This window comes from Vreelandella xerophytica, assembly GCF_968048975.1.
On record NZ_OZ309106.1, the window covers coordinates 3,513,332 to 3,531,478 of the forward strand.

18 protein-coding genes are annotated in these 18,147 nt (G+C 60.6%); 16 read left to right on the forward strand and 2 right to left on the reverse strand.

The window, feature by feature from the left end; genetic code table 11:
* Positions 1-6: 6 nt before the first annotated feature.
* Positions 7-642, reverse strand: coding sequence for a GTP cyclohydrolase II (ribA, locus tag ACWF8S_RS16435; protein ID WP_447554517.1), 636 nt, complete (start codon positions 640-642; stop codon positions 7-9).
* 221 nt (positions 643-863) lie between these two features.
* On the opposite strand from ribA, the gene hemE reads away from it, so the two are divergent.
* The 7 genes from hemE (at position 864) to ACWF8S_RS16470 (ending at position 8,415) form a co-directional block, all read left to right on the forward strand.
* Positions 864-1,964: a uroporphyrinogen decarboxylase gene (hemE, locus tag ACWF8S_RS16440; RefSeq protein WP_447554519.1), complete on the forward strand. Its 1,101-nt coding sequence runs from the start codon at positions 864-866 to the stop codon at positions 1,962-1,964.
* Entirely contained in the window at positions 1,961-2,821 is an 861-nt protein-coding gene (gene speE, locus ACWF8S_RS16445) for a polyamine aminopropyltransferase (RefSeq protein ID WP_447554520.1), read from the forward strand. The genes hemE and speE overlap by 4 nt, the downstream gene beginning before the upstream one ends.
* Before the next feature lie 97 nt (positions 2,822-2,918).
* Complete coding sequence (locus ACWF8S_RS16450; protein ID WP_447556624.1) at positions 2,919-3,947, forward strand: amino acid ABC transporter substrate-binding protein; 1,029 nt, start codon at positions 2,919-2,921, stop codon at positions 3,945-3,947.
* Positions 3,948-4,203: 256 nt separating this feature from the next.
* Positions 4,204-5,229 (forward strand): amino acid ABC transporter substrate-binding protein, encoded by a 1,026-nt coding sequence (locus tag ACWF8S_RS16455; RefSeq protein ID WP_447554521.1) that lies wholly within the window; start codon positions 4,204-4,206, stop codon positions 5,227-5,229.
* Positions 5,230-5,315: 86 nt separating this feature from the next.
* Positions 5,316-6,506: an amino acid ABC transporter permease gene (locus ACWF8S_RS16460; RefSeq protein WP_447554523.1), complete on the forward strand. Its 1,191-nt coding sequence runs from the start codon at positions 5,316-5,318 to the stop codon at positions 6,504-6,506.
* A gap of 16 nt (positions 6,507-6,522) precedes the next feature.
* Positions 6,523-7,623 carry an amino acid ABC transporter permease gene (locus tag ACWF8S_RS16465; protein ID WP_447554524.1) on the forward strand — a complete coding sequence of 367 codons (1,101 nt, stop codon included), beginning with the start codon at positions 6,523-6,525 and terminating at the stop codon, positions 7,621-7,623.
* 63 nt (positions 7,624-7,686) lie between these two features.
* A complete protein-coding gene (locus ACWF8S_RS16470; RefSeq protein WP_447556625.1) occupies positions 7,687-8,415 on the forward strand; it encodes an amino acid ABC transporter ATP-binding protein in 729 nt (242 codons plus the stop codon).
* On the opposite strand, the gene ACWF8S_RS16475 is transcribed toward ACWF8S_RS16470, so the two are convergent.
* Complete coding sequence (locus ACWF8S_RS16475; RefSeq protein ID WP_447554525.1) at positions 8,412-9,017, reverse strand: histidine phosphatase family protein; 606 nt, start codon at positions 9,015-9,017, stop codon at positions 8,412-8,414. The genes ACWF8S_RS16470 and ACWF8S_RS16475 overlap by 4 nt on opposite strands.
* Positions 9,018-9,165: 148 nt before the next feature.
* Between ACWF8S_RS16475 and phnD the strand changes: the two genes are divergently transcribed.
* From phnD to ACWF8S_RS16520, 9 genes are all read left to right on the forward strand, one after another.
* Complete coding sequence (gene phnD, locus ACWF8S_RS16480) at positions 9,166-10,152, forward strand: phosphate/phosphite/phosphonate ABC transporter substrate-binding protein (protein WP_447554526.1); 987 nt, start codon at positions 9,166-9,168, stop codon at positions 10,150-10,152.
* Positions 10,153-10,208: 56 nt separating this feature from the next.
* Complete coding sequence (gene phnC / locus ACWF8S_RS16485; RefSeq protein WP_447554527.1) at positions 10,209-10,994, forward strand: phosphonate ABC transporter ATP-binding protein; 786 nt, start codon at positions 10,209-10,211, stop codon at positions 10,992-10,994.
* Positions 10,991-11,803: a phosphonate ABC transporter, permease protein PhnE gene (gene phnE / locus ACWF8S_RS16490; protein ID WP_447554528.1), complete on the forward strand. Its 813-nt coding sequence runs from the start codon at positions 10,991-10,993 to the stop codon at positions 11,801-11,803. The genes phnC and phnE (ACWF8S_RS16490) overlap by 4 nt, the downstream gene beginning before the upstream one ends.
* Positions 11,797-12,606, forward strand: coding sequence for a phosphonate ABC transporter, permease protein PhnE (phnE, locus tag ACWF8S_RS16495; protein WP_447554530.1), 810 nt, complete (start codon positions 11,797-11,799; stop codon positions 12,604-12,606). Before phnE (ACWF8S_RS16490) ends, phnE (ACWF8S_RS16495) begins: the two co-directional genes overlap by 7 nt.
* A gap of 75 nt (positions 12,607-12,681) precedes the next feature.
* Positions 12,682-13,116 carry a host attachment protein gene (locus ACWF8S_RS16500; protein WP_447554532.1) on the forward strand — a complete coding sequence of 145 codons (435 nt, stop codon included), beginning with the start codon at positions 12,682-12,684 and terminating at the stop codon, positions 13,114-13,116.
* Positions 13,117-13,234: 118 nt separating this feature from the next.
* The gene (locus tag ACWF8S_RS16505) at positions 13,235-13,534 is read left to right on the forward strand and encodes a hypothetical protein (protein ID WP_447554534.1); all 300 of its coding nucleotides are present in this window, start codon (positions 13,235-13,237) and stop codon (positions 13,532-13,534) included.
* 7 nt (positions 13,535-13,541) lie between these two features.
* Positions 13,542-13,952, forward strand: a complete 411-nt coding sequence (locus ACWF8S_RS16510) for a hypothetical protein (RefSeq protein WP_447554535.1) — start codon at positions 13,542-13,544, stop codon at positions 13,950-13,952.
* The gene (locus ACWF8S_RS16515) at positions 13,949-16,057 is read left to right on the forward strand and encodes a methyl-accepting chemotaxis protein (protein ID WP_447554537.1); all 2,109 of its coding nucleotides are present in this window, start codon (positions 13,949-13,951) and stop codon (positions 16,055-16,057) included. The genes ACWF8S_RS16510 and ACWF8S_RS16515 overlap by 4 nt, the downstream gene beginning before the upstream one ends.
* Before the next feature lie 226 nt (positions 16,058-16,283).
* Positions 16,284-18,143 carry a methyl-accepting chemotaxis protein gene (locus tag ACWF8S_RS16520; protein ID WP_447554539.1) on the forward strand — a complete coding sequence of 620 codons (1,860 nt, stop codon included), beginning with the start codon at positions 16,284-16,286 and terminating at the stop codon, positions 18,141-18,143.
* The last annotated feature ends 4 nt before the right edge of the window (positions 18,144-18,147 follow it).

An 18,147-nucleotide genomic window follows, 5' to 3' on the forward strand; every position in this document is an offset into this window, starting at 1 on the left:
TTGCGCTCACTTCTTTCGCTCGATATCCACGCTGTCGGCCTGGGTGAAATCATCCAGTGCCATCATATGGCCAAGCTTGCCCGCCTTGGTGGCCAGATACTGTTCGTTGTGAGGATTGAGCCCGGTGGTGATGGGCAAACGCTCCACCACGTTCACGCCGTCGTTGGTGAGTGCGGCCACCTTGCGGGGGTTATTGGTCATCAGCTTGAGCGAGGTGATTCCCAGGTGATCGAGCATCGGCACGCAGAGGTCGTAGCGGCGCATATCCGCCCCGAAGCCGAGCTGCTCGTTGGCCTCGACGGTATCCGCGCCCTGATCCTGTAGATGATAGGCGCGAATCTTGTTCAAAAGGCCAATGCCGCGGCCTTCCTGGCGCAGATACAAAAGCACCCCTCGCCCCTCTTCGGCGATACGCTTGAGCGCTTCCTGCAGCTGATAGCCGCAGTCGCAACGCATGGAAAACAGCGCATCGCCGGTCAGGCACTCGGAGTGCACGCGCCCGAGCACCGGGGCATCGCCCGTCACATCGCCAAGCGTCAGGGCGATATGATCCTTGCCCGTCGCATCGTCTTCGAAGCCGTGCATGGTAAATGTGGCCCAGGGAGTGGGCAGCCGGGAGGCGGCAATGAAGCGAATGGTCACGGGTTACCTCGCAAATCGACCAGAGCCGTAAACGATGTGAGTATGTAAAGAGCCGGGTAGTCTATCAAAAAGCGGCGCGGGCCTCACGGCCTGGATGCACAAGCGGGTGCGGCTAAAAGTACGCCGCCGTCCCTTTGCGCCCAGCGCCCCGGCGAAGGCGGCTATCCTGAAGTACACTACCTCCCCTACAATATGGGCAAATTTCTCAAGAGCAGACGTTTATGTCCCCCTCCCCGTTAAAGAATGACCGCTTTCTCCGCGCCCTGGCGCGTCAGAGCGTGGATCGCACACCGGTCTGGATGATGCGCCAGGCGGGCCGTTACCTGCCCGAGTACCGCGAGCGCCGCGCCCATGCGGGCAGTTTCATGGACCTGTGCCGCAACCACGATCTGGCCTGTGAAGTGACGCTTCAGCCGCTGGAGCGCTTCCCGCTGGACGCCGCCATCCTGTTTTCGGATATCCTGACGATTCCGGACGCCATGGGCCTGGGGCTCTATTTCGAAACCGGCGAAGGCCCCAAGTTTCGCAAGACCGTACGCACCCCGGAAGAAGTGGCCGCACTCAGCGTGCCCGATGCCGAGCGCGACCTGGACTACGTGATGCGTGCGGTGTCCACCATTCGTCGCGAGCTCAACGGGCGCATGCCGTTGATCGGCTTCTCGGGAAGCCCCTGGACGCTGGCCACCTACATGGTCGAGGGCGGCTCCAGCAAGGATTTCCGTCACCTGAAAACCATGCTCTACGATACCCCGGACACCATGCACCAGCTCCTTGATACGCTGGCCCATGCGGTGACCGACTACCTCAACGCCCAGATTCGCGCCGGCGCCCAGGCGGTGCAGATCTTCGACACCTGGGGCGGTTCGCTTTCCACACCGGCGTATCTCGAATTTTCGCTGCGCTACATGGAGCAGATCGTCTCGGGACTGATTCGCGAGCACGACGGACGCCGGGTGCCGGTGATCCTGTTCACCAAGAACGGCGGCCAGTGGCTCGAGGACATCGCCTGCGCCGGGTCTGATGCGGTAGGGCTCGACTGGACCACCGAACTTAATGATGCCCGCGCCCGGGTGGGCCATAAAGTGGCGCTTCAGGGCAATCTGGACCCCAACGTGCTGTTCGCCCGCCCCTCCGCCATTCGCGCCGAAGTGGCCCGAGTGCTGGAAAGCTACGGCCACGGCCCGGGACATGTCTTCAACCTGGGCCACGGCATCAGCCAGTTCACCAACCCCGATAACGTAAGCGCCTTCATGGAGGCGCTGCACGAGCTTAGCCCGCAGTATCATCAGGCAAGCTCAGGCACCCCCGGAGCCCAACCATGAGTCAACTCGATCAAGCGCAGTGGTTCACCGAAGTATTCGATAGTCACGCCAGCGCCTTCTCGCTGAAAATTACCGAGAAGCTCCTTGACGTCCAGAGCGAGTATCAACACCTGGAAGTGTACGCCACCGAGACCTACGGCAACCTGATGGTGCTGGATGGCTGCGTGATGCTCACCGACCGCGACAACTTCCTGTACCACGAAATGATCGCCCATCCGGCCCTTTTCACTCACCAGGACCCGAAACGGGTGGTGATCATCGGCGGCGGCGACTGCGGCACACTCAAGGAGGTGCTGCGCCACGAAGGCGTCGAGAAAGTCACCCAGATCGATATCGACGAAGAGGTCACCAAGGCCTCCAGGCGCTTTTTCCCCACGCTGGTCGAGTCCAACGACGACCCCCGCGCCGAGCTATTGTTCGCCGACGGCGTGAAGTGGGTCGATGACGCCGAAGACGAAAGTATCGACGTGCTGATCATCGATTCCACCGACCCGGTCGGCCCGGCGGAAGGGCTCTTCAAGACCGATTTCCTGAAGCGTTGCCACCGCATCCTGAAAGCCGGCGGCGTACTGGTGCAGCAAAGCGAATCGCCGCTTTATCACAGCGGCTCGATCATTCGCGAGCTGCGTGCGGACATGCAGGCGGCGGGATTCGAGAGCGTGGCGACGCTGCCCTTCCCCCAACCGGTCTATCCGTCGGGCTGGTGGAGCGTGACGCTGGCGGGCAAGGCGGGAAGCGTTGAAAGCTTTCGCGAAGAGGCTGCCGCGAACCACGAAATGCCGCTACAGTACTACACGGTAGAGGCTCACCGCGGCGCCCTGGCGCTGCCGCCGTTCATGCGCGCCGCTTTCGCCTAGCGTTTCACCGGCAGGCGTGGCGTACTGATCAAGGTCGGGCTCTGCCCGGCCTTTTTTGGGTCTTGTTTACGCATCCAAGGAAACAACAATGAACAGAATGGATCGGGTAGCGGGTATCAACCGGGGCTTGAAGCTTGCAGCGATGGTAGCGGCGCTCTCACCCGCCATGGCGCTTGCGGGCACCCTGGAGACGGTGAAAGAGCGTGGCAGCCTGCGCTGCGGGGTCAATGCCGCCCAGCCGGGGTTCTCGGCATTGGATGACGAGGACACCTACCGGGGGCTGGATACCGATATCTGCCGTGCGGTGGCTGCTGCCGCCCTGGGGGAGGGGGCGAACGTCGAATTCGTGCCGCTGGATTCGGTGGAGCGCTTTGCCGCGCTGCAATCCGGCGAGGTAGACGTGCTGGCTCGCACCACGACCTGGACCTCGACTCGGGACACCACCCAGGGTCTCCACTTTACCGGGATAAGCTACTTCGACGGCCAGGCGTTCATGGTAGCAAGCGACCTGGGCGTGCAAAGCGCCAAGGAACTGGACGGCGCAGCGGTGTGCACGCAGTCGGGCACCACCAGCGAACTCAACCTTTCCGACTATTTCCGCCTCAACGGCATGCGTTATGACGCTGTGGTGTTTGATGCCCCCGAACAGTCCATCGCCGGTTTCGAAGCCGGGCGTTGCGATGTACTCAGTTCCGACGCCTCGCAGCTCTACGCCCAGCGCATGCAGCTGGCCGACCCGGACATGGCCGTGGTGCTATCCGACATCATTTCCAAGGAGCCTCTCGGCCCGGCGGTGCGTCAAGGGGACGACCAGTGGTTCAACATCGTAAAGTGGTCGCTTTTCGCCATGCTCAATGCCGAGGAACTGGGCGTGACCCAGGCCAACGTGGATGAGAAGCGCGCATCCGACGACCCGGACGTCCTGCGACTTCTGGGCCAGGACGGCGATTTTGGCCAGGCGATGGGGCTTGAACCCGATTGGGCCTATCAGATCGTCAAACAGGTGGGCAACTATGCCGACATGTTCGATCGTAACCTCGGAGTCGGCTCTGCGTTTAATATCGGCCGCGGGTTGAACGGCCTTTGGCGAGATGGCGGCCTTCAGTACGCGCCCCCCATTCGTTAAGCCAAATAGCGTCACCTTGCTGTTTTCACTGGCCGATTTGGGGCAACCCCGTCGGCCAGCGCACCAAAAGGAATCGGCTCGTAACCCTTTTTGCACTTTTTTGCAGCACAACTTTGGTCAAAACGTTGCACTTCTTGCGTTGAAAAGCGCTGAATGGGCCGACATATCCTTTCTGGCATCTTCCTTGCTAGCGTTTAGAGTGTCATGCACTGGCATGTATAACGATATTTAAAAAAAACGAGGAAGGGAAACAACCATGCTTAACAAAAAACACGTGGTACTGCTGGCCTCTGCGGGCGCGATTACCCTATCGGGTGTAACAAGCGTTCAGGCGGATGTGCTGGAAGATACGCGCTCACGAGGTGCGGTGCAGTGTGGCGTGAGCGATGGCTTGCCGGGCTTTTCCGCACCTGACGACAGCGGCGAGTGGCAGGGGCTTGACGTCGATGTCTGCCGCGCCGTCGCCGCCGCCGTGCTGGGCGATGCCGATGCGGTGAACTACATCTCGCTGAACGCCGTTGAACGTTTCACCGCGCTTCAGTCCGGCGAGGTCGATGTCCTTTCTCGTAACACTACCTGGACCACCACCCGCGATACCACCCTGGGCCTCAACTTCGCCGGCGTGAACTTCTACGACGGCATCGGTTTCATGGTCAACCGTGACCTGGGTATCGGCGGCGCCGACGAGCTCGATGGCGCGGCGATCTGTATCCAATCCGGCACTACCACCGAACTCAACGTGGCCGATTATTTCCGTGCCAACGACATGGCGTTCGACCCGATCGTTTTCGATACCTCCGAGCAGACCGTGGGCGGCTTCCAGTCCGGGCGCTGCGACGTGCTCACCTCCGACACCTCCCAGCTCGCCGCGCTGCGCATTCAGCTGGATGAGCCGGGCAACGCGATGATCCTCCCCGACATCATCTCCAAGGAGCCACTGGGCCCGGTGGTTCGCCAGGGCGACGACACCTGGTTCAACATCGTGAAATGGTCGCTTTTCGCCATGCTCAATGCTGAAGAGTACGGCGTGACCAGTGAAAACGTCGACGACATGATGGATAGCGACAATCCGGATATCGCACGCCTGCTGGGCCAGGACGGCAACTACGGTGAAGGCATGGGCCTCGAGGCCGACTGGGCGTACAACATCATAAGCCAGGTAGGCAACTACGCCGAAAGCTTCGAGCGCAACGTCGGCATGGATTCACCGCTTGAAATCGAACGGGGCGCCAACGCGCTCTGGAACCAGGGCGGCTTCCAGTACGCACCGCCGATTCGCTAAGCGTCTCGCTTGACCCCGGCCCGCCGCTCCCTGTGAGCCCAGGCGGGCCGTTTGATTGACCCTGCCGTATCGCGGAGACGCTTTTCATGTCTGTAAGATCCAACCCTCGCCCGGTGGGCCACAAGCCCCCTTTCTGGCGAGACCGCGCTAAGCGCGCGCTTATTTTTCAGCTGCTGGTAGTGGCGGCCGTGGCCGTCTTCCTGCTGTATATCGTGGGCAATACCCAGTCCAACCTGTCCGCCCGGGGCATCACCACGGGATTTGGTTTTCTGGACAACACTGCCGGCTTTGGTATCGTCCAGAGTCTGATCGATTACTCGTCGCAAAGTACTTACGGACGCACCTTTCTTGTCGGCCTGCTCAACACGCTGCTGGTGGGGGGACTAGGGGTTCTGGCCGCCACGATCATCGGCTTCATCGTAGGCATCGCCAGGCTCTCGCCCAACTGGCTACTGGCCCGTCTGGCCGCCGCCTATATCGAAACCTTTCGTAATATCCCGCTGCTCCTGCAGATCTTTTTCTGGTACTTCGCCGTGCTGCGTACGCTACCCAGCGCCCGCGACAGCCTCTCCCTCGGCGAAGTCTTCTTCTTGAACGTGCGCGGACTCTACCTGCCCGAGCCACTTTTCGAGTCCGGCTTCGGGTTGATTCCCGCCGCCGTCCTCGTCGCCATCGTGGCAAGCATTGCGCTCATCGTCTGGAACAAGCGCCGCCAGGAGGCGACCGGCAAACGCCTGCCCGTCTACTGGATGGCTTTCGCACTCATGGCAGGCCTGCCCCTTCTGGTACTGGTGGCTACCGGCGTGCCGATCACCTGGGATGTGCCGGAACTTCGCGGCTTCAACTTTCGCGGCGGCATTACCGTCATTCCGGAATTTCTGGCGCTGTGGGTAGCGCTTTCGATCTACACCGCCTCGTTTATCGCCGAAATTGTCCGTTCGGGCATTCAGGCGATCTCCCACGGCCAGACCGAAGCCGCCCAGGCGCTGAGCCTGCCACGTAACCTGATTCTGCGCCTGGTGGTCATTCCTCAGGCGATGCGGGTGATCATTCCGCCGCTGACCAGCCAATACCTGAACCTGATCAAGAACTCGTCGCTGGCCACCGCCATCGGCTATCCGGATCTGGTCTCGGTGTTTGCGGGGACCACGCTGAATCAGACCGGCCAGGCCATCGAGGTCATCGCCATGACCATGGGGGTCTACCTGACCATCAGCCTGCTGGTCTCCATGTTCATGAACTGGTTCAACGCCCGTGTGGCGCTGGTCGAACGCTAGGGCAAGGGTGGAAACAATGATTCATAATCGAACCATGATCGAGCAGCGCCCGGCCCCGAAAAGCACCATCGGCCCCGTGGCGTGGCTGCGTACCAATCTCTTCAACGGCCCGGTCAACACGCTGTTTACCCTGATCGGCCTTTACGTGCTGTACCTTCTGGTGGTGCCCACCGTGCAGTGGGCATTCATCAACGCCGACTGGGTGGGGTCGACGCGCGAAGACTGCTCCCGCGAGGGAGCGTGCTGGGTGTTCATCAAGGCGCGCTTTACCCAGTTCATCTACGGGCTCTACCCCCGCTCGGAAATATGGCGCGCCAACATCGTGTTCGTCGGTTTTTTTGCGCTGATCGCCTGGCTTGCCATTCCGCGCCTTCCCTTCAAGCGCTGGGTAGCGGTATTCGCCCTGGTGGCCTTCCCGGTGATCGCCTACGTGCTGCTTCACGGCGGCTATTTCGATCTGCCGCGCGTACCCACCCACCGCTGGGGCGGGCTGATGCTCACCCTCTTGCTTGCCACCGTCGGCATGGTGGGGGCGCTGCCCATCGGTATCGTGCTGGCGCTGGGCCGGCGTTCCAACATGCCGATCGTGAAAAGCTTCTCGGTGGTGTTCATCGAGTTCTGGCGCGGCGTGCCGCTCATCACCGTGCTGTTCATGGCCTCGGTGATGCTACCGCTGTTCCTGCCTTCAGAGCTCAGCGTCGACCGGCTGATCCGCGCCTTGATCGGCCTTACGCTGTTTCAAAGCGCCTACATGGCGGAGGTGATTCGCGGCGGGCTGCAGGCGATTCCCAAGGGCCAGGAAGAAGCCGCCGCCGCGCTCGGCATGACCTACTGGAAGCGCATGGGGCTGATCGTGATGCCCCAGGCGCTCAAGATGATGATTCCCGGCATCGTGAACACCTTCATCTCGCTTTTCAAGGACACCACGCTGGTCATGATCATTGGTCTCTTTGACCTGTTAGGCATCGTACAGGCGGCACTTTCCGACTCGCGCTGGCTGGGCTTCTCACTGGAAGGCTACGTGTTCGCGGCGTTCATGTTCTGGATCTTCTGTTTCAGCATGTCCCGCTACAGCCAATACCTGGAACGCAAGCTCAACACCGGCCACAAGCGTTAACGCCGCCCTTAGGATTTCAAGGATAACCTCATGAGCGAAGCAGCTTTGAACACCCCCGACCTGATGGTCGAAATGCGCGGCGTCAACAAATGGTACGGTGACTTCCACGTGCTGCGCGACATTGACCTGAGCGTCAAACGCGGCGAGCGCATCGTGATCTGCGGGCCCTCCGGCTCGGGCAAATCCACCATGATTCGGTGCATCAACCATCTCGAAGAGCACCAGCAGGGCGATATCGTGGTCGGCGGCGTGCCGCTGATCCAGGACGTCAAGCGCATCGAGCAGGTACGCCGCAGCGTCGGCATGGTCTTCCAGCACTTCAACCTGTTCCCCCACCTGAGCGTGCTGGAAAACTGCTGTATCGCGCCGATGTGGGTACAGAAAAAACCCCGCCGGGAGGCCGAAGAGCAGGCCATGCGCTATCTGGAACGAGTGCGTATCGCCGAACAGGCCAAGAAGTACCCGGGCCAGCTTTCCGGCGGCCAGCAGCAGCGCGTGGCCATCGCCCGTTCGCTTTGCATGCACCCGGACGTGATGCTCTTTGACGAACCCACCTCTGCACTCGACCCGGAGATGATCAAGGAAGTGCTCGACGTCATGATCGAGCTTGCCAACGAAGGCATGACGATGCTGTGCGTCACTCACGAGATGGGCTTTGCCAAGACCGTGGCCGACCGGGTGATCTTCATGGACCAGGGCCAGATCATCGAGGAAAACGCGCCGGAGCCGTTTTTCAACAACCCGCAGTCCGAGCGCACCCAGCTGTTCCTGAGCCAGATTCTTGGCCACTAGGCGCCGCCGTTCGCTCCTATAAGGGTGATACTGGCCGGTGCCAGCGCAGGCTGCTCACGATGCTCGGTGAGCGGTCTGCCCTTCAACGCGGTAAGCAGTATCTGCAGCGGGTCGCCATGGCTCACTACCAGTATCGTCTCACCTTCCAGGCACTGTTCAAGCTCCTCCACCACTGACTGCATACGTGTCGCCACCCGGCTGACGGGTTCGACATGGTGTGCGTCGTGGTCGGCATTCTGGGCATCCAGCGCCCAGACGCGGGGATAGAAGCGATCACGTTGCCCGTCCAGCTCGCCAAAATAGCGCTCGCGCAGTCGTTCATCTTTCACCATGGCCACATTCAGGGCGTCGGCCACCCGACTCGCCGTCTGGGTCGTACGCAAGAAATCCGAATGAATAATCCGCGAAGGTACCGACCAGGACCAGTGCGCCACCGCCTCGGCCAGCTGTCGCTCACCGATCTTCGACAGCCCGAATGCACCGACGCCGTGCTCTGGCGCGCTGATGATCAACCCCTGCTCGTTGGCCTGGCTATGGCCGTGGCGCATCAATAGATAGCGATTGCGCCAATGGTATGAGGCGCTATGGAAAGTGCTTGACATAAGTTTGTCACAAACCCTACGTTGAAGAAGTGTCGTTTTCGAAATACAAACATTGCATGCGCAGTAACGAAACTTACGCCGAGTTTACTGCCATTTGACGCTCAAGAATGCGCGTTACCCATAAAAATAACCCACAATCGAGGTTCACATGATCACGTTCAACGCTTCCAAGCCTGCGCTGCTGCTCGCCACGGCTGCCGCACTGCCCCTTGCACTCTTTTCGAGCGCCTCTTTCGCCGACTGCGAGCGCGGCGACCTGGACGCGCTTTATTGCGACGAAAACGGTGACATGGTCGCCGACCGTCCCGCCGACGAGTCCGAGTGGCTCAACCCGGACACGTTGATTTTCGCCTACACCCCGGTGGAAGATCCTGCCATCTATTCCGATATCTGGCAGCCCTTTATCGATCATCTATCCAAGGTGACCGAACGCAACGTGCGCTTTTTCGCGGTGCAGTCCAATGCCGCCCAGGTCGAGGCCATGCGCAGCGGCCGCCTGCATATCGCCGGCTTCTCCACAGGCCCTACGCCCTTTGCGGTGAACCTGGCCGGCGCCGTGCCGTTTGCCTTGATGGGCTCGGACGATGGTCAGTTCGGCTATACGCTGCAGCTTTTCACCCACGCCGACTCCGATATAGAAGAGATCGAGGACCTCAAGGGCAAGCGTGTCGCGCACACCTCGCCGACGTCCAACTCTGGCAACCTCGCCCCGCGGGCACTGCTGCCCGAGCTTGGCATCACCCCCGACGAAGACTACGAAGTCGTCTACTCCGGGAGTCATGATCAGTCCATGCTGGGGGTCGTTGCCCGCGACTACGACGCCGCGCCGGTCGCCTCCGAGGTCGTCGAACGCATGGCCGCTCGCGGGCTTTACGACGAAGAGGACGTTCGCCTGATCTACGAATCCGACCGCTTCCCGACCACCTCCTACAACTACGCCTACAACCTGCATCCTGATCTGGTCGAGAAGATCGAAGAAGCATTTTTCAGCTTCGATTTTGCCGGCACCGAGCTCGGCGAGGAGTTTGATGGTGTCGAGAAGTTCATACCGATCAACTACAAGGATAACTGGCAGGTCATCCGTACCATCCAGGCCGCGAACAACGTGAGCTACACCCGGGAAAACCTGGAGTAATGCCCGCTGCGCCGCCACCGCGGCGCGACTTTCGATCGCTGGATGGAACCCAAAAGATGTTAGTGATTAGTGACCTGGTAAAGCGTTACGGCCATAGCGAGCCCGTGCTCAAGGGCCTCAACTTACGCGTTGAGGGCAATAGCGTGGTGTCCATCGTGGGCGCCTCGGGAGCAGGCAAAAGCACGATGCTGCGCTGTATCAACCGGCTGGTGGAGCCGACCTCGGGCTCCATCAAGCTAAACGACACCGAGCTTGTCAACTTGAAAGGCGCCGAGCTCAAGCGCGCCCGTCGCAAGATCGGCATGGTGTTTCAAGGCTTCAACCTGCTCGATCGCTTGACCGTGATGGAGAACGTGCTGGCGGGCCGGCTGGGCTACGTCAATCTTTTCCAGGCGGTGTCCCGACGCTACCCGCAAACGGATATAGACCGCGCCTTTCATCTGATGGAGCGCGTGGGCATTGCCCACTACGCCAACAAGCGTGCCGACGAGCTTTCCGGCGGCGAGCGTCAACGGGTCGGCGTCGTCCGTGCGCTGATGCAGGAACCGGACGTACTCCTGGCCGACGAGCCCACCGCCTCGCTCGATCCGCGCACCTCGGAGCAGATCATGGTGTTGCTGCAGAGCCTGGCCCAGGAGCTCTCGCTGCCGGTACTGATCAATATCCACAACGTTGCCCAGGCCAAGACCTACACCGAGCGCATTGTGGGCCTGCGCCACGGCAAGATGATCTTCGACGGTGCACCTGTTGATTTCAATAAAGATGCGCTCGACGCCATCTATGGCGGCATCGAAGCCCCGGACGAGACGGTCAGCGACACCCCACTGGAGGAGCGCCCATGACGCCTCCTGAGGCTTCCCCCGCCACGCCGCGCACCTGGAAAAAGCCGCCATTCATTGCCAACCCCCTGCTGCGCTATGGCCTGCTGATCATCGCCGTGGGCTACCTTGTATGGGCGTTTGGCTCACTGCCGTTCAACTGGGCACGCATCAGTGAGGGTCTGCCCCGTGCCGCGCGCATCTTCAGCGGCGGCTTCCCGCCCAACTTCGACCGTTTCGAGCTTCTTTTGACCGGTTTTAAAGAGAGCTTTCAGATCGCGATTCTGGCAACGCTTCTGGGCGTACTGCTCTCCATTCCTTTCGCCGTCATGGCGGCGCGCAACATTGCCCCGCTGCCCATCTACCTGGTCGGCCGCGCGGTGATTATCGTTTCGAGAAGCTTTCACCCGGTCATCGTGGCGATATTGTTCGTCGCCGCCGTCGGCTTTGGCCCGCTGGCAGGCATCTTGACGCTGACCCTCTACTCCATCGGCTTTGTCGGCAAGCTTCTGGCCGAAGAGATCGAGGAGATCGACTGGGGCCAGGTCGAGGCGATGCGCGCCGCTGGCGCCGGCTATCTGGCTACGCTGTTCTACGCGGTCTTTCCCCAGATACTCCCACGCCAGATCGGCCTTTCCATGTACCAGCTGGACAGCAATCTACGCGCCTCCGCCGTCGTCGGTATCGTGGGCGCCGGCGGTATCGGCAGCACCCTGATGAACGCCTTTGGTCGCTACGACTACGATTTCGCCTTCGCGATCCTGCTGGTGATCATTGCGGTCATTCTGCTCAGCGAAGGGGTGAGCGGCTGGGTGAGGAAAAAAATATGGTAGATCACGCACAACATCTCGCCGATCGTGTCTGGCAGCGCTACGACACCAAAACGCGCCTTGTCCGCTTCGTCATCTTGCTGTTCACGCTGATGCTGGTGGTCTGGGCAGTGAGCGACATCGATATCTTCTGGCCCTGGGTATGGGATGCACCCAATCAGATCTCCGGGCTGGGCGCGCGTATGTGGCCTCCCAGTCCGGCAGGGTTTGGCAACATCGTCAACGCCTTGCTGGAAACCGTGCATATCGCCACCCTTGCCACTTTTCTTACCATCTTTTTAGCGCTGCCGGTGGCCTATATCGCAGCACAGAACACCACCCCCAATCGGGCGTGCCTGTGGCTTGGGCGCTTCATTCTGGTCTCGAGCCGCTCGGTGAATACGATCATCTGGGCGCTGTTGTTCGTGGCCATTTTCGGCCCCGGCGTGCTGGCGGGTATCCTGGCCATCGTGTTTCGCTCGATCGGGTTCATCGGCAAATTGATGGGCGAGGCGATCGAGGAGATCGACCGCCGCCCGGTCGAGGCAATGGAAGCCACCGGCGCCTCCAAGGCGAAGGTCATTGCCTACGCGATCGTGCCCCAGGTGATGCCCGCCTTCTTTGCCATCGTGATCCTGCGCTGGGACATCAATATCCGGGAATCCACGGTGCTCGGGCTGGTGGGCGCCGGCGGTATCGGCGTAATTCTGCAAGGCGCCATCGATACCTTCGCCTGGCCAACGGTGGCAACGATCCTGCTGGCGATCATCGTGCTGGTGTTGATCGGCGAGGCTCTCACGAGCGTGCTGCGACGTAGGGTGCTTTAAATGGCTAAGTAGTTGACCTGACGTGAAACTCTTGCCATGTTTAATTCATCACCAACGACACGGAGGACGTGTGATATGACAACTTATATTGTGGTGGCCGATGCAGGCCGAGCGCGTATCTTCACCTACGCGGCCAACAAGCTCACGGAAAAAGAGAACCTGGCCCACGCCGAAGGGCGGATGCACGAAGGCGACCTGGTCACCGACAGCCCCGGCGCAGATGTTCACAGCTCAGCCGCAAGCTCGTCACACTCCTCCGCGGAAGGGGGAGCAGCACTCGAGCACGAAAACGAAATGTTTGCCAAGGATGTCGTTCAGCATCTGGTAGACGCCCGCACGAGCAACAAGATGGACGAACTCATCCTGGTGGCGGCCCCCAAGTTCCTGGGACTTTTGCGCGACAAGCTCGACAAGCCGACCCAGAAGATGGTGACACACACTCTTTCGAAGGACTTGACCAAGGCCTCGAGCGAGGAAATCGAAAAAGCAATTCAAAAGCTAAACCAATAAGCCATTTAACTTTTAATCAACGTTAAGACTCAAGCCAGAACCGCTCTCGCCGATAAGCTAGTTGACAGGTGTCGCGTATCGTCAGCGACAACTCAGCTTCTTGGCACAGGGGGCGGCCATGGTGATCAAGCTAGATACCGCAAGCGTTATACTGCCCTCCAATGGGCACTCCGATCTGACTCACGCCTTTCTCTGTTCGCTTGAAAAGTGGCGCCTACGCCTTTTTGCTTCAAGGCAGAAAGGCCCCGCCATGCACTTTAAACCCTCGCGCCCGCTGATCGCGACCCTGGTAGGTAGCTGTATCCTGCTGGTCGTGGCTATCCTTTTGCTCTACTCACTCATGACCCATATGCGCTCTCAAGCTCTGGTCGAGAGCGAATCCCAGCCGCTGCTCAAGCAAAACGTCGAGCCGGCGTGAACTTTCCATGCTCATCTACCAGACAGTGGTCAACGACCCCGACGCGGCTGTACCGTCGGGCCCGCATTGGTACGACTACAACGGCGACCATCTGCTGGTGCCTTCCTTCAACGCGCCCGGCCTGGCCGACGGTGAGTTTCGCAGCAGCCGTATTTTCCGTCCGCTGCGCCACCTGGCCGACTGGATTCGACACGGGCCAGGTCGCGATAAAAGCTTATGCAAACCTAAAGTCACACTCGTCGGCGCCGATAGGGAAATACCGATGCCCGACCGAGTGGTCTATTTCTTGGCCTGCCATCTCCTGAACAGTGAGACTGTTAATGCTCCACTTCATGCGCTTGTGCATCCCTTTAGCTGCTTTGTCAGCCTCACCTTCATATCGCTCGATCAATGGCGCCAGCAAGGACGTTTGGAATGAATTTTAAATCCGTACGCACACTCATCACGACGCTGGTCGGCGGTTGTATTCTGCTGGTGATCGCCGCCCTGGTCATCTATTCACTGATCGCCAACGAGCGCTCCCACACGCTGGTGGAAAGTCAGACACAAGCGCTGCTCGAGCGCAATATCCAGACCCGTCTGGACGCTATTGCCGCCGAACAGGCCGAGCGTATCAAAGGCCAGTTCGAAAATACCTTGAGACTGAGCGAAAGTCTGGCGCGGGCCAACGCCCTGATGGGCCAGACAGACGAGTCAGGGCGCCTGTCGCTGAATCTGAGCCGTCGCGAACTCTCTCAAATGGTGCGTCAGACCGCGATTGATAATCCCGAACTGTTAGGAGCCTACATTGGCTGGGAGCCCGATGCGTTTGGCCGCGATGCCCTCTTTGCCGGGCGTGAAGGACTGGGTTACGGCGCGGATGGCCGCTTTCGCCCGCTGTGGTATCGCGACGACAGCGGCAATGTCGTGGTACTGCCTCTTGATGACAGCATGGAAAGCGAAGCGCTACAGCCCAGCGGGGTCCGTCAGGGAGAGTACTATCTATGCCCACGCGATACGTCAACGGCTTGTATCGTGGACCCGGTCCCCTATGATTTCGATGGCCAGATGGCCATGGTGACCTCGTTCAGTGTACCGGTGCTTGTCGATGGTGAATTTCGTGGTATTGCCGGTGTCGATCTTGCCGTCGACTTCATCCAATCCATGCTTGGCGATGCCAATCAGGCGCTTTACGACGGCGCAGGCGAAATGGCCCTGATCGCCTCTGGTGGTGCCTTGACCGCGCATACCGCACAACAGGACGCGCTTGGCAGCCCCATCAGCGAAGTGTTGACGCCATCACTGCAGTCCCATATCCAAAGCGCTCAGCGCGGTGAGACAGTACGCCATCACGATACTGAACAAGGCGTTATCGAGCTGTATTGGCCTTTTACCATTGGCGATATCGATACCCCGTGGGTACTCATGCTGCGCCTGCCGGAAAGTGCCGTGATGGCCGGTCTGTATACCCTTCAGGATCAGTTGAACGACCAGGCGCGATCCTTGATGGGTGGCATGATACTCATGGGCCTGGTGATTGCACTTCTGGGCTTGCTGGCCAGCTGGCTGCTGGGTACCCGTATCTCCCGCCCGCTGCGCTACCTGGCCGACCGGATGCGCGAGATCGCCTCGGGTGATGGCGATCTGACCCAGCGCCTGCCGGTGCGCGGACGCAACGAAGCCGCCGAACTCGCCATCCAGTTCAACGCCTTCGCGACCAAGATTCACGATGTGCTGGTGGATGTTCGCGCCAGCAGTGAGTCTGTTCATCACGCCGCCAACGAGATCACCCAGGGCGGCCAGGACCTTTCCCGACGCACCGACCAGACGGCATCGAGCCTGCAGCAGACCTCGACCGCCATGGAGCAGATCAGCAGCACCGTGGGCCACACCACCAGCGCTTCAAGAGAAGCCAGCGGGCTTTCACAGACGGCGTCGCAGCTGGCCGCCCGGACCAACAGCGCCTTCGAGCAGGTGGTGGTCACCATGGACGATATCCGCACCACGTCTGATGAGATTCAGGCCATCGTCAAGGTTATCGACGGCATCGCCTTCCAGACCAACCTGCTGGCCCTGAACGCCTCGGTCGAAGCGGCCCGGGCCGGTGAACACGGCCGCGGCTTTGCCGTAGTGGCCGAAGAAGTACGCATGCTGGCCGCGCGCAGCAGCGACGCTGCGGCGGATATTCGCCAGCGCATCGGCGCCTCGACCGACAGGGTGGAAAGCGGCACACAGCTGGTGCACGAGGCCGAACGCGCCATGCATGAACTGGCTGAAAGCGTCACGCGGGTCAACCAGATGCTGGGCGATATCAGCACCGCCGCCAGCGAGCAAAGCGATGGCATCAGCCAGGTGAGCATTGCGGTGAGCGATCTTGACCAGATGACCCAGCAAAACGCCGCGCTGGTCGAGGAGTCCACCACCGCCGCCGAACAATTGAAGGAGCAGGCGGAGCGGCTTGCCGAACTGGTGGGCGGTTTTACGCTGGCAAAGGAGCGCGGCGACAGCGAGCGGTTGCCCGGGCCTGGTTTTCGAAACGGCTAAACGCTACCCCCTTGGCGGCAAGGGTATCGAGGGCCTCTTTAAAGGCCCTTTTTATTCTTTGCTCACACACTCTTTCTCTGCGCGTCTCCATCAATTTTCCCGTCAGAGGCAACTCAAGAGCATTTACGCCTATAGCCGTAGATGCTCTGGCCGATACAGTAACAAAGACATATCCGAGCGCCCTACTCTCCACCCTGAAACCTTTTCAAATAAGCGAGTTTTATCGATGCTCTCCTCTCTTCGCGCGCGCATTTTGCTAGTGACACTCGTCATAATCACCCTGGCGCTCGCCATCAATGCCGCGATCAGCTACACGATTCTTAAAAGCCATAATGATCGCCAGATCGCCCAGGATCTCGTTTCTCTATCACAAGGCAACGCTCTGGCCATCGAGGAGTGGGTTGCAGCCCGCGTATCCATGGTAGAGGCGGCACGCCCCCAGGTAATCAGTGATGATCCTACGGCGCCGCTTGTTCAGCTCGCCGACTCCGGCGGCTTTTCGTCTGCCAATCTCGGGCTCCCCGATGGTGGCCTGATCGCCTCGGATGGTTGGATACCGGGCGCGGACTACGACGTTCGCGAGCGTGAGTGGTACCAAAGCGCCGTCGCCCGGGACGCGACCATCATCTCGCAGCCCTACCAGGATGCCGAAAGCGGCGACCTGGTGGTCACGATTGCCACGCCGATCACGCAAAACGGTCGCTTTTACGGGGTCGTGGGAGGTAGCGCCACCATCAATCAGTTGGTGAATCAGGTGAATGCGATTCAGCCCACGCCGTCGAGCTTCGCCTTTCTCAGCAGTGCCGGCGAAACCCTGATTGCGCACCCGGATTCGGCGCTGACGCTTCAGCCGCTGACCGAGCTTAGCCCAGCGCTTACCCCCGCGACCCTTGAGCGGTTGAGCACCACACGCAACGCCTGGGAAGGCATCGATGTCGGGGGTCAGACCAAGCGCGTTGCGGCCACGCCCATTACCGGCACCGACTGGGCGCTTGGCGTGGCGCTGGACGAGCGGGAAGCCACGGTGGGGCTGAGGGCGATGATTCACTCGGCGCTGGTGGTGCTAGGGGTCATCATCGTCGTCACCGCCTTGCTGCTGAGCCTATGGCTCAAGCGGATGTTCAGGGGGCTCGAGCGCGCCCGCGATGCGCTGGACGATATCGCCAGCGGCGAAGGCGACCTGACCCGCCGCCTGCCCGAGCAAGGGCGCGACGAAGTGGCCCAGATCAGCGGCGCTTTCAACCGTTTCGTCGACAAGATGGAGTCGGTGTTGATCGACGTTCGCACCAGCAGCCAGTCGGTTCACCATGCGGCCAGCGAGATCGCCACCGGTGGCCAGGATTTGTCGCGGCGTACCGACAACACCGCCGCCAGCCTGCAGCAGACCTCCGCCTCCATCGAGGAAATCACCAGCACCGTGCAGCAAACCGCGGCGTCCTCGAAAGAAGCCAACAAGCTCTCGCAAACCGCGTCGGAAGTCGCCAACGAAGGCGGGCAAGTGGTCGCGGGCGTGGTGACCACCATGGAGGAGATCACGACAGCCTCGGACAAGATCGGTGAGATCGTCACCCTGATGAACAGCATCTCGTTTCAGACCAACCTGCTGGCGCTGAACGCCTCGGTGGAAGCCGCGCGCGCCGGCGAGCACGGTCGCGGCTTTGCCGTGGTGGCCGAAGAAGTGCGCATGCTGGCCAGGCGCAGCAGCGATGCGGCCAACGATATTCAAAAGCTGATCGAGGATTCCCAGAGCAAGGTGAGTACCGGCACCACCCTGGTGCGTAACGCCGGCGCCACCATGAAAAGCATCGTGGAACACATCACCCGCGTGTCCGACGTGCTCGAGGAAATTACCGCCGCGACCGGCGAGCAGAGCGACGGTATCAACCAGGTCAACATCGCGGTGGCCGACCTGGACCGTATGACCCAGGAAAATGCCGCCATGGTGGAGGAGTCCACCACCGCCGCCGAGCAGCTCAAAGAGCAGGCGAATCACCTGGCCGAGACGATCGGCAGCTTCAAGCTGTCCGAGCGCGCAGCGCCGCCGCTGACGGAGAATCAAACCACACGCTCGCTGCCGTCGTTCTAATCCT

Bases quoted from the DNA above. Each gene is read 5' to 3' on its own strand.
- ACWF8S_RS16450 (WP_447556624.1), top strand. From the start codon at position 2,919: ATGGATCGGGTAGCGGGTATCAACCGGGGCTTGAAGCTTGCAGCGATG.
- phnE (WP_447554528.1), top strand. From the start codon at position 10,991: ATGACGCCTCCTGAGGCTTCCCCCGCCACGCCGCGCACCTGGAAAAAG.
- ACWF8S_RS16465 (WP_447554524.1), top strand. From the start codon at position 6,523: ATGATTCATAATCGAACCATGATCGAGCAGCGCCCGGCCCCGAAAAGC.
- ACWF8S_RS16455 (WP_447554521.1), top strand. From the start codon at position 4,204: ATGCTTAACAAAAAACACGTGGTACTGCTGGCCTCTGCGGGCGCGATT.
- ACWF8S_RS16520 (WP_447554539.1), top strand. From the start codon at position 16,284: ATGCTCTCCTCTCTTCGCGCGCGCATTTTGCTAGTGACACTCGTCATA.
- speE (WP_447554520.1), top strand. From the start codon at position 1,961: ATGAGTCAACTCGATCAAGCGCAGTGGTTCACCGAAGTATTCGATAGT.
- ACWF8S_RS16460 (WP_447554523.1), top strand. From the start codon at position 5,316: ATGTCTGTAAGATCCAACCCTCGCCCGGTGGGCCACAAGCCCCCTTTC.
- ACWF8S_RS16475 (WP_447554525.1), bottom strand. From the start codon at position 9,017: ATGTCAAGCACTTTCCATAGCGCCTCATACCATTGGCGCAATCGCTAT.
- ACWF8S_RS16515 (WP_447554537.1), top strand. From the start codon at position 13,949: ATGAATTTTAAATCCGTACGCACACTCATCACGACGCTGGTCGGCGGT.
- phnD (WP_447554526.1), top strand. From the start codon at position 9,166: ATGATCACGTTCAACGCTTCCAAGCCTGCGCTGCTGCTCGCCACGGCT.
- ACWF8S_RS16510 (WP_447554535.1), top strand. From the start codon at position 13,542: ATGCTCATCTACCAGACAGTGGTCAACGACCCCGACGCGGCTGTACCG.
- hemE (WP_447554519.1), top strand. From the start codon at position 864: ATGTCCCCCTCCCCGTTAAAGAATGACCGCTTTCTCCGCGCCCTGGCG.
- phnE (WP_447554530.1), top strand. From the start codon at position 11,797: ATGGTAGATCACGCACAACATCTCGCCGATCGTGTCTGGCAGCGCTAC.
- phnC (WP_447554527.1), top strand. From the start codon at position 10,209: ATGTTAGTGATTAGTGACCTGGTAAAGCGTTACGGCCATAGCGAGCCC.
- ACWF8S_RS16500 (WP_447554532.1), top strand. From the start codon at position 12,682: ATGACAACTTATATTGTGGTGGCCGATGCAGGCCGAGCGCGTATCTTC.
- ACWF8S_RS16505 (WP_447554534.1), top strand. From the start codon at position 13,235: ATGGTGATCAAGCTAGATACCGCAAGCGTTATACTGCCCTCCAATGGG.
- ACWF8S_RS16470 (WP_447556625.1), top strand. From the start codon at position 7,687: ATGGTCGAAATGCGCGGCGTCAACAAATGGTACGGTGACTTCCACGTG.